At 59.9% G+C, this 12,262-nt stretch carries 12 protein-coding genes, 1 tRNA gene and 1 pseudogene; 5 read left to right on the forward strand and 9 right to left on the reverse strand.

What is annotated here, in order from left to right; translation table 11 throughout:
- Positions 1 to 17 precede the first annotated feature (17 nt).
- The 5 genes from DY250_RS08130 to cysE are packed head-to-tail and all read right to left on the reverse strand — an operon-like array spanning position 18 to position 4,482.
- Positions 18 to 1,421 carry an SLC13 family permease gene (locus DY250_RS08130; protein WP_006984631.1) on the reverse strand — a complete coding sequence of 468 codons (1,404 nt, stop codon included), beginning with the start codon at positions 1,419 to 1,421 and terminating at the stop codon, positions 18 to 20.
- A gap of 18 nt (positions 1,422 to 1,439) precedes the next feature.
- Positions 1,440 to 1,916 carry a threonine/serine exporter family protein gene (locus DY250_RS08135; RefSeq protein WP_115611856.1) on the reverse strand — a complete coding sequence of 159 codons (477 nt, stop codon included), beginning with the start codon at positions 1,914 to 1,916 and terminating at the stop codon, positions 1,440 to 1,442.
- The gene (locus DY250_RS08140; protein ID WP_006984633.1) at positions 1,913 to 2,695 is read right to left on the reverse strand and encodes a threonine/serine exporter family protein; all 783 of its coding nucleotides are present in this window, start codon (positions 2,693 to 2,695) and stop codon (positions 1,913 to 1,915) included. Before DY250_RS08140 ends, DY250_RS08135 begins: the two co-directional genes overlap by 4 nt.
- Positions 2,682 to 3,830, reverse strand: a complete 1,149-nt coding sequence (locus DY250_RS08145) for a cysteine desulfurase family protein (RefSeq protein ID WP_115611857.1) — start codon at positions 3,828 to 3,830, stop codon at positions 2,682 to 2,684. The genes DY250_RS08140 and DY250_RS08145 overlap by 14 nt, the downstream gene beginning before the upstream one ends.
- On the reverse strand, positions 3,817 to 4,482 hold the full coding sequence (cysE, locus tag DY250_RS08150) for a serine O-acetyltransferase (protein WP_115611858.1): 666 nt from the start codon (positions 4,480 to 4,482) through the stop codon (positions 3,817 to 3,819). Before cysE ends, DY250_RS08145 begins: the two co-directional genes overlap by 14 nt.
- Before the next feature lie 189 nt (positions 4,483 to 4,671).
- Between cysE and DY250_RS08155 the strand changes: the two genes are divergently transcribed.
- Together DY250_RS08155 and DY250_RS08160 are read left to right on the forward strand one after the other, a co-directional pair.
- Positions 4,672 to 5,748, forward strand: coding sequence for a tetratricopeptide repeat protein (locus DY250_RS08155; RefSeq protein WP_115611859.1), 1,077 nt, complete (start codon positions 4,672 to 4,674; stop codon positions 5,746 to 5,748).
- Between the two features lie 115 nt (positions 5,749 to 5,863).
- Positions 5,864 to 6,721 (forward strand): 4-hydroxybenzoate octaprenyltransferase, encoded by an 858-nt coding sequence (locus DY250_RS08160; RefSeq protein WP_115611860.1) that lies wholly within the window; start codon positions 5,864 to 5,866, stop codon positions 6,719 to 6,721.
- Positions 6,722 to 6,789: 68 nt separating this feature from the next.
- On the opposite strand, the gene uvrD is transcribed toward DY250_RS08160, so the two are convergent.
- A complete protein-coding gene (gene uvrD, locus DY250_RS08165) occupies positions 6,790 to 8,961 on the reverse strand; it encodes a DNA helicase II (RefSeq protein WP_172542284.1) in 2,172 nt (723 codons plus the stop codon).
- 135 nt (positions 8,962 to 9,096) lie between these two features.
- Here uvrD and DY250_RS08170 point away from each other — a divergent pair.
- A tRNA-Met gene (locus DY250_RS08170) sits at positions 9,097 to 9,173 on the forward strand.
- Positions 9,174 to 9,208: 35 nt separating this feature from the next.
- Positions 9,209 to 9,898 carry a peptidoglycan L,D-endopeptidase MepK gene (locus tag DY250_RS08175; RefSeq protein WP_225756101.1) on the forward strand — a complete coding sequence of 230 codons (690 nt, stop codon included), beginning with the start codon at positions 9,209 to 9,211 and terminating at the stop codon, positions 9,896 to 9,898.
- A gap of 55 nt (positions 9,899 to 9,953) precedes the next feature.
- Here DY250_RS08175 and DY250_RS08180 read toward each other — a convergent pair whose 3' ends face one another.
- Together DY250_RS08180 and DY250_RS08185 are read right to left on the reverse strand one after the other, a co-directional pair.
- The gene (locus tag DY250_RS08180) at positions 9,954 to 10,301 is read right to left on the reverse strand and encodes an EthD domain-containing protein (RefSeq protein ID WP_115611862.1); all 348 of its coding nucleotides are present in this window, start codon (positions 10,299 to 10,301) and stop codon (positions 9,954 to 9,956) included.
- Positions 10,294 to 10,878 (reverse strand): RBBP9/YdeN family alpha/beta hydrolase, encoded by a 585-nt coding sequence (locus DY250_RS08185; protein WP_115611863.1) that lies wholly within the window; start codon positions 10,876 to 10,878, stop codon positions 10,294 to 10,296. The genes DY250_RS08180 and DY250_RS08185 overlap by 8 nt, the downstream gene beginning before the upstream one ends.
- Positions 10,879 to 10,948: 70 nt before the next feature.
- Here DY250_RS08185 and DY250_RS08190 point away from each other — a divergent pair, with 70 nt between their 5' ends.
- A complete protein-coding gene (locus DY250_RS08190; RefSeq protein WP_115611864.1) occupies positions 10,949 to 11,302 on the forward strand; it encodes a MerR family transcriptional regulator in 354 nt (117 codons plus the stop codon).
- A gap of 483 nt (positions 11,303 to 11,785) precedes the next feature.
- On the opposite strand, the pseudogene DY250_RS08195 reads toward DY250_RS08190, so the two are convergent.
- Positions 11,786 to 12,262: pseudogene (locus DY250_RS08195) on the reverse strand (IS630 family transposase); the annotation flags it as partial.

The raw sequence follows: 12,262 nt of genomic DNA on the forward strand, positions 1-12,262 counted from the left end.
CGTTTGGGGGGAATGACTTATAGCCAATGTGCGGTCGTCAGGACCCAAATGATAATCAGCGTTGGGCCAATCAGACCGACGCTGACGCCGCCCAGGCGGAATTCGGATTGTTTGAGCAGTCCGGTGCTGTAGGCAATCGCATTCGGCGGGGTGGAAACCGGCAGGAACAGCGCGCATGAAGCGGAGAGGCCGATGACCAGCGGCAGGATGAGCGGGTTGGCATCACCCGCGAGTGCTGCCGAGGACAAGGCAACGGGGACGAGGATAGCGGTCGCTGCCGTGTTACTCATGAAGTTGGAGAGGCCGACGGTGACGAGCGCGAAGAGCACGACCAGCAGGTAAAAGTTGACATGGACGTTTTGCAGTTTGGCGACGTAGTAGTTGGCGAGGTGGTGTTCTTCGATGGCAAGCCCTAGGGCGAGGCCGCCTGCAACCAGCATCAGCGTGTCCCACGGCAGGGCGCGCACATCTTTGCCGCTGAGGATGCCGGTAAGCGTTAGTCCGGCGATGGGGATGCCGGAGACGACGGCAATCGGGATGTGGAATTGTTTGGCGGTCAGCCACAGGAACAGCGTCAGCACGAGGATGAACATCATCAGCACTTCTTGCAGTTTGCTGACTTCTTTCGGCGTGTCGGGTTCGGCGTAGAGGAAGGCGGTGTCGAGTTTGTCGCTGCCGATTTGGTAGGTGCTGGTGAGGATGCGCCAGAAAATGAAGGTGAGGAGAATGGCGATCGGCATGCCGACGATCATCCAGCCAAGGAAGGAGACATGGATGTCTTTGGCGGCCAGCGCACCGATGGTGATGGCGTTTGGCGGCGAGCCAACCGGGGTGCCCATACCGCCGATGGAGGCAGCGGCGGGAATACCAAGCAGCAGGGCGCGGGCGAAGTTGTCCCTGGCGTTGGTGTAGAGCGGTGCGGCAGTCGCGATCATCATCGCTGTGGTTGCGGTGTTGCTCATCAGCATGGAGATGCAGGCGGTGGCAAGCATCAAGCCAAGCAGGACGTATTTGGACTGGCGTCCGAAGAGCGGCAGCAGTTTTTGCAACAGTTTGTAGTCGAGGCGGGTTTTTTTCATGCCCTCGGCGAGGAAAAAACCGCCAAGGAAGAGCATGATGATGCCATCCGACCAGGTACGGACGTAGATATCAACGTTGATACCGTCTTCTTTGCCGAGGGCGAAAACGAGGAAGCCGACGATGAAGACACCGACAGCGAAGGGCGCGGCGGCTTCCGTCACCCAGAGCAGCACGGCAAAGAAGAGGAGGAAGAGAACGCAATGCTGGGCGTAGGTGAAGTTTTCACCGGCAGTAGTAAGCATCAGCACCAGGGCGAGGGCCAGCGAGGCGGCGAAGAGGAAGATTTTTTTCGTCGCCTCCGGCGGCAGGGCGAAAATGCTGTTGGGATTGCGGGGTTTCATATTGCCTCCTGAGTATTATTAAACAACGGGTTTTTGCCGGTAATAGAGCAATCCGGGTAACGCCAGGCCGAAGACAAGCGCGGCGAGCAGGAAACCGGTTTGCACGAATTGTTCGACCATCGTCGCGAAGCGCTCTGGCGAGTAGCCTTCTTTTTCAATCAGCACCAGCGACAGCATGGCGCGGTAGGCGGAGAGGCCGGGGAACATCGGGATGACGGCAGCGACGGTGAACACTTTGGGATGGGCGCGGTGATAGCGCCGCGCCAGCCATACGCCGAGCGCGCCGACGAGGCTGGCGGCGAAGAAAGTGGCAAAGACGGGGCTCAGTTGCAGCATTTGCAGCGCGGTACGCGTCGCGTGCCCCAGCGCACCGAGGGCGGCGCAGTATTTGAGGGCGCGCGGCGGCACGTTGAACAGGAGCGCGAAGCCGACCGCCGGAATGGCAGCGAAAAAGGCATCGTTCACGAGCAGCCGGAGGATGTGCAACGCGTTCATACGCCGCTCCAGCTGTCGATGCCGAGCAGTGCCAGCGCCGAGACGATGCCGAGGCAGGTGCCGAGGGTGAGGACGGTGGCGAGCGCCCAGCGGCCAATGCCCATGTTCATGTAGCCTTTCAGCACATCGGAGAGCGAGTTAATCAGCGGGAAACCGGGGACAAGCATCAGCACGGCGGCAGCCATGGCGATATGCGGGTCGTTGCCGATGTGGTAACGCACACCGAGGCCGGCAATCAGGCTGGTGAGGAAGGCAGTCGCCATGAAGACCAGCGCCATGTTGAAATGCAGCCCGGCCAGCCATTGCCGCACCCGCATCCCGCACAGGCTGGCAGCGAAGGTGAGGCTGCACACTGCCCAGTCGCCGCCGGAGAGGCGGGCGAAACAGGCACAGGATAGCGCCACCATGACGAGCACGAGGTTCGGCGGATAGGGGCGCGGTTGCAGGTTGGCCAGCGCCTCGCGCACCGCGTGGCGATCCATTTGCCCCGCTTCAGCGGCGAGCATGATGTGCTGCACTTCGCTGACGACGGTCATGTTCACGCCGCGATCAATATTGCGCCGCGCGGTGGTGATGCAGAAATGGTTGAACAGGGTGGTGAAGACAATGGAATTGGCGGTGAGGGCACAATCAACGCGCGTCGCACCGAGGGCGTAGCCGAGACGGGTCGAGACATCCACCACCACCTTGCTTTCCGCGCCGTATTGCAAGAGCAGCAGCGCCGCCTGAATGCACAGACGGGTCACTTCGTGCTGCGCTTCTTCATCAAGAACGGTCATGACCGAGTTCCTCCAGAAAGGCCGCTAAGCGGGATACTTCCCCGCTTGTGGTGGTATGCGACAGACTGATGCGCAGGCTGCGCGCTGCTGCTTCATGAAGCCCCATCGCCTGCAAAACGTGCGAGCCTTCGGCGGCAGAAGTGCAGGCCGAGCCCGCTGCCAGCGCAATCTGCGCCGCATCCGCCTGACGCAGCGCCTCGCCTGAGGGCACACCGGTAAAGAGATTCACGATATGCGGCACTTGCGGCGTCTGCGGCGGCACGTTCACATGCATGGACGCTGGCAGGGCGGCGAGCAGTTGCGCGCGCCTGGTAGCAATCGTTGCCCCGTTCGCCTCACGCCCCGCTTCCGCCTGCGCCGCAGCAGTGGTAAAGGCGCGTATCAACGCCAGCGGTGAAGTGCCGCTGCGGCGGCTGCGTTCCTGCCCGCCGCCGTGGGCCAGCGCCTGCAAACGCATCTTCGGCAGGCGGCGCACGAACAGTGCACCGATGCCCTGCGGCGCACCGCATTTATGCCCGGAAAAACTGACCAGGTCGGCATCCCAGGCGCGCACGTCCACCGGCAACTTGCCCAGCACCTGCGCCGCGTCCACATGGAATTTTGCCCCCGCCGCATGAACACGGGCGGCAATCGCGGCAAGCGGCTGCACCACGCCTGTTTCATTATTGACTGCCATCACGCTGACCAGTGTCGGCGCGGCTTGTAGCGCGGCATCGAGGGCATCCATATCCAGCAGGCCGTCGCGCTGCACCGGCAGCACCGTCACCTTCGCCGTTCTCGCCAGCGCCGCCGCCGTATCCAGCACCGCCTTGTGCTCCGTCTGCACCGTGAGCAGATGCGGCTGCTTGACGCCGTGGTACCACAGCGCGCCTTTCAGGGCGAGATTGTCTGCCTCCGTTGCACCGCTGGTGAAGACCACCTCGCGCGGGTCGGCATGGATGACTGCAGCAAACCGCGCCCGCGCGTCTTCCAAAGCCTGTCTGGCGGCAAGACCGGGGGCATAAGTCGCGCCAGTGTTGGCGGGGAAGCGGGATAACGTCTCAACGAATACTGCGAGTGCGGCCTCTGTCACCGGCATCGTCGCGGCAAAATCAAAATACGCCCAGCCGTCGAGGCTGCCGTCAACGCTGGCCATTGCCCTGCCTCAGCGCCACGTTTTCCGCTTCCAGCTTCGCCACACGCTCGCTTAACTGCTCCAGCATCGTCATCACCGGATCGGGCGCATCATGTCCGACCGCATACGCCTCAAACTTCTCGCCGTCTTCATTACGGATGCGCACCGCCCGCGCGGGGACGCCGACCACCGTCGTGTACGACTCCACATCCTTCACCACCACCGCGTTGCTGCCAACGCGGGCATGATCATGCACCGTAACCGCGCCGAGCACCTTCGCACCCGCGCCGAGGATGACATTAGAGCCAATGGTGGGATGGCGCTTGCCTTCGTTCCAGGTCGTGCCGCCGAGCGTCACCCCCTGATACATACTGACATCGTCGCCAAGCTCCGCCGTTTCGCCGATGACGATGCCCATGCCGTGGTCAATAAAAAAACGGCGCCCGACATGCACCGCCGGATGAATCTCCACCCCCGTCGTCCAGCGCGACCACAGCGACAGCCAGCGCGCCAGCCAGTGCAGGCCGATACCCCACAGCGCATGCTGCATGCGGTAATGCACCACGGCACGGAAACCCGAATGCAGGGTCAGCACCGCCCAGCGGCTGCGCACTGCCGGATCACGCGCAAACACCACGGAAAAATCCTCACGAATCAATTGGAACCAGTTCATATCGCCTCAATATACCGGAATCAGAAAAGCAGTCGTCCGCTTTGGGAAAAACAGGGGCGATTATAGCGGCGTCTCGCGCAGGCGGGGCAGCAAAGGCGCAAACGGCGGGCAATTAGACGCCATAGCGGTCATTGAATCGCATGGGTACCCTGCCCTATCCTGACCGTCATCCACCCAGCGGAGAAAACCATGAAAAAACAGCACCTTTTCAGCCTGCTTCTCGCCTGTACCGCAGGCGGCGCATCTGCCGCCGTCCTCTGGCAGGATCCGCAGGAAGCTTACGCGGCGGGCTATTTCCACTACGCCAATGCCGACTACATCCAGGCGCTGCCGCACGAAGCGCAGGCAGCAGCGAAACTGGGACAGTTGTGGGGCCTCTTTGCGCAAGAGGCGGGCGAGTCGCTGGCCTCGCCACAGTGGCGGGGCTGGCAGCGGGCGGAGCAGCTGTACCGCGACGGTAACTATCAGGAAGCGCTGCAAATCTTCCTGCCGCAGGCGGAAGCGGGCAACATCCTCGCGCGCCTGCGCGTCTATCAACAATATGCGGACGGCAAAGGCACGATAAGCGATGACGCCCAGGCACGACGCTGGTTTGAAGAAACCGTCACCCAATCGCGTGCTCAGGCCTATCCGCTCTATGATGCCTTCCTGCACAGCGACGACGCAGAAACACACTACCAGTTAGGACAGATGTACCTTTGGGGCGCGGGCGTGCGCGAAGACTACAACAAGGCGGCGGGTATCATGCAGGAGCGGGCTGCTGCCGGACACGCAGAAGCGATGGATACACTCGCCGATTTATACGCGGACGGCTGGGGCGTGGCGCCCGATCCCGCGCAGGCCATCCACTGGCGCGAACAGGCGGCGACACACGGCGATGCAGCGATACGCTATGCCACCGCTTCCTGGTATCGCGACAACGCCAAAAACGATGGCCGCGCCCGCTATTGGTACGAGCAAGTGGTGGCAGACGGGAAAAACCCGTTGCTGACGGCAATGGCCCTAGACGACCTGCGCGTCCTCGCCACCCTGCGCGGCGATATGGCGCAAGCACAAACATGGCGCGACCGGGCGATTAACGCCTGGCGGCCGCTGGCGACGAGGGGCGACGTTTATGCCCAATCCCGCCTGGGCGAGTTACTGCTGCAACGGGGTCAGGCCATCGATTTGCCGCAGGCGCGGGAATGGCTGGGAAAAGCCGCCGCGCAGGGCGATGCAGCGGCAGAAAAACACTTGCAGGAATGGCGCGACGGGACAACACCATAGCGTTGAGCCGCTTGGCGATCCGCAAAGGCAACAGCCACGCCGCCTGATGACCGCTTCTTGTCATGTATATGCAAGAATATCCCCACCGTAATAAAGAACCGGAGGAAAAATCATCATGTCCACCCGCCTCTTCATCGCCTGCATCCGCCTGATGCGTCTTGACGCCCCCATCGTGCCATTACTGCTCGCCTGGACCTGTTTATGGGGGCTGTGGCTGGCAGGTAGCGGCCGCCCTCCCGCGTACACCGTCTGCATTTTCCTGCTCGGTGCCTGGCTGACCCACTCCGCCGGCTGCGTCTTCAATGACCTCGCCGACCGCAATTTCGACGGCCATGTCGAGCGCACCCGCAATCGCCCGCTGGTGCGGGGAGAAATCAGCGTTACCGCTGCCGTCGTCCTCGGCATCATCCTGATGCTGCTTAATTTTCTACTCGTCCTGCTGCTCAACTGGCAGACCATCCTGCTGGCCAGCGTCTGCGGCATCGTCATGCTGCTTTACCCGCTCAGCAAACGCTGCTTTCCCGCGCCGCAACTCATTCTGGGCATCGCCCTTGCCAGCCCCATCCTGCTCGCGCAAACCGCCCTCCTCGGCACCATCACCCTGCCGGGCGTGCTGTTCTACGGCGCGGGCATCTGCTGGACTCTCATCTACGACACTTTCTACGCGCTGGTGGACCGCAACGACGACCTGAAAATCGGCCTGCGCTCCAGTGCCATCACCATGCGCGGTCGCGAACACTGCTTCCTCGCCGCAATAATGACGCTGATGCTCGCCCTGCTGCTCTCCGCCGGATACGCCGCCGCGCTGAATGTCTGGTACTACGCAGGCATCCTTGGTGCCGCCCTGCTCTTTGCCTGGGAATTGTGGGACACCCGCCACTTTGAGCGCGAACGCTGCTTCCGCGCCTTCCTGCATAACAACTGGGTCGGCGCCGCCGTCTATCTCGCCCTGGTGCTCACCTATCTGCCCTAGCGGGCCACGATAAACATCGCCGGGCGCGTAAATACTGGGCCCGCCAAGCGGGATAGTTGCCGGGCGCATCAGGCTTTTTCCAGTTTGGCATAGGCCAGTATCAGCCATTTTTCCCCGGCATCAGCGAAGTTGACGAGGATGCGGCGGTGTTCGCCGCTGCCTTCCAGCGCGAGGACGCAGCCTTCGCCGAATTTGGGGTGGCGCACGTTGCTGCCGATCGGGTAGGGGCCGCCGTCGTCGCGGGTTGGTGCGGTGGCGTGGCGGGTCTGCCGCATTTTGCTGATGCCGCTGTACACCATCGGGCGCACGGCTTCAGTCAGTTCCGCCGGGATTTCGTGGATAAAGCGCGAGGGCTGCGGATAAGTGTCCTGACCCTGGAAGCGGCGGCGTTCGGCGAAGCAGAGGGTGAGGTGCTGTTCGGCGCGGGTCATGCCGACGTAGGCGAGACGGCGTTCTTCTTCGAGTTTTTCCGGGCTTTCGCAGGCGCGCTGGGTCGGGAACAGGCCTTCTTCCATGCCAACGATGTACACGTTCGGGTATTCGAGGCCTTTGGCGCTGTGCAGGGTCATGAGCTGGACGCTGTCCGTGCCTTCTTCGGCCTGACCGTCGCCTGCGTCCAGCGCAGCGTCGGCAAGGAAGTCCATGATGCGGTCGCTGTCGGGGTCGGTGGTGAGGTCGATGTAGCTGCCAGCGTTGATGAGTTCGTCGAGGTTGTCACGCCGCGCTTCGGCCTGTTCGCTGTGTTCGGCTTCGAGGGCGGCGTAAAGGCCGCTGTCGTGCACGGTGTGTTCGAGGGCTTTTTTCAGCGAGGGCTCGTGATTGATTTTGTGCGCGAGGTCGTCAATGAGGCGGACGAAGTCGCGCAGGGCGTTTTTGGCGCGGGCGGGGTAGTGGCTGTTGATAAGGGTGTCGTTGGTGAGGATTTGCCACAGGCTGGCGCCGTGTTGTTGCGCGTGCTGGCGCAGATCAGCCAGGGTTTTCTGGCCGATGCCGCGCGGCGGGGTGTTGATGATGCGCTCGAGGGCACCATCGTCATCACGGTAGCGGGCAAGGCGCAGGTAGGCGAGCGCGTCTTTGATTTCGGCGCGTTCGAAGAAGCGCAGGCCGCCATAGACGCGGTAGGGCAGGCGGTGCTGCAAAAGCATTTCTTCAAAGACGCGCGATTGGGCGTTTGAGCGGTAAAGGATGGCACAGTCGTCGTAACGGCCGCCTGCCGCCTGCCAGCGCTGGATTTCAGCGCAGATGTAGCGTGCTTCGTCGTGTTCGTTAATGGCGGGATAGATACGCACGGCCGCGCCGCGTGCGCCGTCGCTCCACAGGGTTTTGCCGAGGCGCTGGCTATTTTGCGCAATGACCGCGTTGGCGGCATCGAGGATGGTCTGGGTTGAGCGGTAGTTTTGTTCGAGGCGGATGGTGGCGAGGCCGGGGTAGTCGTGTTCGAGCTGCAGGATGTTTTCGACGCGCGCGCCGCGCCAGCCGTAGATGGACTGGTCGTCATCACCGACGACGAAGAGTTGCGCGCCGCCTGCGCTAAGTTGTTGGACAAGGCGGTATTGCAGGGCGTTGGTGTCCTGGAATTCGTCCACGAGGATGCTCTGGAAACGCTGCTGGTAGTTACGCAGCACGTCGGCGTGGTGGGTAAAGAGTTCGACGGTGAGCAAGAGCAGTTCGGCAAAGTCCATCGTGCCTTGCTGGCGGCAGAGGCGTTCGTAATCAGCGTAGAAATCGCGCACGGCGATGTTGGTCGGGTGCGGATTGGGCGGGATGTCGGCCGCGCGCAGGCCGTCTTCTTTCCAGGCGTTGATTTGCCAGACTAGCGCTTTTGGCTTGATGTGGTTTTCGTCCCACTGCCGCGCGCGCATCATGCGCTTCACCATGCGCAGCTGGTCATCGCTATCCATGATGATGAATTGTTCCGGCCAGCCGAGCAGCGTGGCGTGGCGGCGCAGGATGCGGTGGCAGATGCCGTGGAAGGTACCCATCCACAGTTGTCCAAGCGGACGTTCCAGCGCAGCTTCGAGACGCTGGCGCATTTCGCGTGCGGCTTTGTTGGTAAAGGTGAGCGCCAGCAGACCGTAAGGCGAGATGTCTTCAACCGCCATCAGCCATTGCATCCGCTGTACGAGGACGCGTGTTTTGCCGCTGCCCGCCCCGGCGATGATGCGCAGGGCGCGCGCCGGATGGGTGACGGCTTCGCGTTGGCGTTCGTTCAGGCCGTTCAGGATTTCGCTGACATCCACATGTGTTCTCCGCAAAAATGCGGGCATTATAGTGGCTGTCTGCGGCGGCTTTGGTAATGTTTGCCGAAAGAGCTTGACACTCCCCCGCCCGCTCGGCATAATCGCGCGCCTTATTTCTTCCTCTTTCTCCATTAAGGCTACGTAGCTCAGTCGGTTAGAGCACATCACTCATAATGATGGGGTCCCCTGTTCGAGTCAGGGCGTAGCCACCAAATTCTTTCTTTTCACTCCCGTTTCCGGCACCTATTTGTTGCAAATTCATTGCAATTACTTTAGTATCCGCCGCCTCAAACACGAAACGGTAAATCTCAATATGTTTTTCAAGAAACCCGACACTGAACGGGCAGTTACTTTTGCCGATTTTGAACACGGCGAAGATTGCCCCTGCTGCACCCGCAATTCCCGACGCACTTTCCTGAAAACTGCTGCGATCGCGACTGCGGGTCTTTTGTTACCTGCTGACTGGGCCAAGGCGGCCATCAGCCGCGAGCGGATGATCAAGATGCACAATCCGCACACCGGCGAAAATATCCGCGCTGTCTTCTGGTCTCCGGAATATGGCTATATTCAGCCTGCTATGGACGAAATCAGCAATTTCTTCCGCGATTTCCGCCAAAATCAGATTGTTTCTGTGGATATCGACCTGCTCAATATCCTCCACTACATGCAAAGCAACGTCGGCAATAATGCGACGATCGAATTGCACAGCGGCTACCGCTCACCGGCTACCAATTCCATGTTGGCGCGTCGCTCCAAGAATGTCGGCAAGCAGAGCTATCACATGAAAGCCCAAGCGGCAGATATTTCCATTCAGGGTTATACCTCACGGCAATTGCGTGCGATGGCACAACGCCTCAATGCGGGCGGTATCGGCATTTATCGCGGTTCGAATTTTATTCACGTGGATTCTGGTCCGGTACGTACCTGGTACTACTGACAGATGAATACGAAAAAGCGGGCGTCATGCCCGCTTTTTTATTTTTCCCATCTGCTCAGATAACACGTTCTTCCGTTCCAAACCACATCACCGATTGCGTCATATCAACGAAGCGCAATTCATCCCCGCGCAGTTCAGCAAGTGCCGCCTGTCCCTCGAACGTGTTGCGGGCGCGGAGGAAATCATCGCAGCTGTCGTACCACAATTCACCCATGGCGTCGTAGGCGAAGGGCTGTGTGCCGCGTAGGGTATCAGCTGTTTCCGGTAGGGTTTTGGCGTAGCCACGAATGCCCAGCGCCGCTTGGTGGCGTAGGATTTTGACGGAATGTTCGTGCCAACAGGCAAGGAATTCGTCTGTACCGAGTTCGGCACATTTTTTCACCAGCATGATGATCTTAAACATGATCTTTTCCGCTGAAACAGCTCTGCAAGGCCTCCCATGCGGCGGGCAACTCGGTAATGCCATCAGCGCTCAGGAAATGGCCATATCGCGGCAATGCATGTACCGTGCCGCCGAGCCGTGCGGCAAGGGCATGGCTGTTGGCGGGAGCAACAACGTAATCGTTGTCACTGATGAGGTGGTGCATGTGCGCCGCATAGCGGCGCAGGACGACATCATCCAGGCGAGTATGGTCAATGTAGGTGTCGATATCAAAACCGCCAATAATTGGCAGTTCCGGCAGACGTGCACCAAAGCCTGCCACCAGCACGAGGCCGCCCACCGCAGCAGGACAAGTCGCACTCAGGTAATGCAGCAGACTGATGGTGCCGAGACTGTGCGCGATAAGCAAAGTATTGCGATCGGGCGTGCCGATCGTTTGTGTGAGTGCCGCCTGCCAAGCGGCAAAATCGGGATGCTCGCTGTCGGGTAGCGGCGGGACGATGGTTGAAATGCCCGCCGCCTGTAAACGTGCTTGCAGCCAGGGAAACCAGTGATCGGTTGGGCTCGCGCCATAGCCGTGGATGATGTAAGCGTGCATGGGATGCTCCTGTGTGAATGACGACGCAAGGGTAGACTATGACACCTTGTCAGGGTCAAGCGGAGGACGCATGAAAATAGGGGAATTGGCGCAGCGCACGCAAGTCAGTGTGCGGATGTTGCGTTTTTATGAATCACTGGGGCTGCTCACGCCTACGCGCAACGCGGCTGGGTATCGCCTATATGACGAGGAAGATATGGCGCAGGTGGCGAAAATTCGCTTGCTGCAACAGGCGGGCCTGGCATTAAAGGATATCGCGCGGCTACACGATTGCCTGCACGACCGCCCACAAGCATTCTGCCCCGCATTGCGCGACAAACTGCGCGCCTGTCAGGCGGAGACCGCAACGCGCATCACGCTGTTGCAAGAGACGCAAACACTCTTGGCACGACTTCTGCGCGAAGAGGATGCCAAGATTAAATAATGCCCCCAGTCGTTCACCTCTTGTTCATTCGTGCTAATAGAATAGGGTGGAAGCCGCCTTTCTGCCATTAACGGAATTTTCTGATGAACAAATTTTCTCTCGTACTTATGATCGCCACAACCCTGCTACTCGCCGCTTGCGGTGATAAAGATGACAAAAAAACGATACCCCGGTTGATCCGCAACGTCCGTCAAATGACAACAGCGGCCGCTCCAATAATGACGCCTATCACGGTACCGCATTCGCCACCCTAACGGCGTAACATTTAACAGTGTCCGTCACGCCAAAGCCCTGAATAGCACCCGTCTTGGTGTAGTACACACATTGACGGCAAACACCTCGCCGCACAGCAAAGCGGTATTTACGTCGACGGTCTTCCCAACATCCGCAGCAATTCGATACAAATTAACGGCATCAGCTACAAGAATTTCCTGGTCAGCGGCCACAATTACCGTAACAGCCGCTTCGGCTATAGTCGAATCGCTAATAAAGAGTAACGAGAGTAAAGAACCAAAACAGCAGGGCATTCACATCAGCCAACCGCCATTGTTTCCTCAACCGTTTGATCCATGCCCATGTCTTCTCTCTCGGGTTGAAATCCGGGCTATAGGGCGGAAGCCACAGCACCGTATGTCCCTCAGCCTGCAACGCATCCAGCGTGTCCTGCCGTTTGTGGAAGGAGGCGTTGTCCATCACGATCACGCTGCAGGCGGGCAGCTCCGGCAGCAGTATTTCTGTCACCCATGTGTGAAAAACATCGCTGTCTATGCTGCAATCAAAGGCAGTGAAAGCAAATGGCACAGTGCCACACAGGGCACCGATAACGTTGGTTTGTGCCTTGCTCCATCCGGATACGCCTGCGCATTTTTGCCCGCGTGGTGCATAACCGTAAGGACGGGAAATGTCTTTTCTGAAGCCGCTTTCATCGATATAAACGAATGGATGCAGGCGTGCTTCATA

Origin of the sequence: Cardiobacterium valvarum, assembly GCF_900460955.1 — a bacterium.
In the GTDB taxonomy this organism is placed as follows: Bacteria; Pseudomonadota; Gammaproteobacteria; order Cardiobacteriales; family Cardiobacteriaceae; genus Cardiobacterium; species Cardiobacterium valvarum.

Bases quoted from the DNA above. Each gene is read 5' to 3' on its own strand.
- DY250_RS08130 (WP_006984631.1), bottom strand. From the start codon at position 1,421: ATGAAACCCCGCAATCCCAACAGCATTTTCGCCCTGCCGCCGGAGGCG.
- DY250_RS08135 (WP_115611856.1), bottom strand. From the start codon at position 1,916: ATGAACGCGTTGCACATCCTCCGGCTGCTCGTGAACGATGCCTTTTTC.
- DY250_RS08140 (WP_006984633.1), bottom strand. From the start codon at position 2,695: ATGACCGTTCTTGATGAAGAAGCGCAGCACGAAGTGACCCGTCTGTGC.
- DY250_RS08145 (WP_115611857.1), bottom strand. From the start codon at position 3,830: ATGGCCAGCGTTGACGGCAGCCTCGACGGCTGGGCGTATTTTGATTTT.
- cysE (WP_115611858.1), bottom strand. From the start codon at position 4,482: ATGAACTGGTTCCAATTGATTCGTGAGGATTTTTCCGTGGTGTTTGCG.
- DY250_RS08155 (WP_115611859.1), top strand. From the start codon at position 4,672: ATGAAAAAACAGCACCTTTTCAGCCTGCTTCTCGCCTGTACCGCAGGC.
- DY250_RS08160 (WP_115611860.1), top strand. From the start codon at position 5,864: ATGTCCACCCGCCTCTTCATCGCCTGCATCCGCCTGATGCGTCTTGAC.
- DY250_RS08180 (WP_115611862.1), bottom strand. From the start codon at position 10,301: ATGTTTAAGATCATCATGCTGGTGAAAAAATGTGCCGAACTCGGTACA.
- DY250_RS08185 (WP_115611863.1), bottom strand. From the start codon at position 10,878: ATGCACGCTTACATCATCCACGGCTATGGCGCGAGCCCAACCGATCAC.
- DY250_RS08190 (WP_115611864.1), top strand. From the start codon at position 10,949: ATGAAAATAGGGGAATTGGCGCAGCGCACGCAAGTCAGTGTGCGGATG.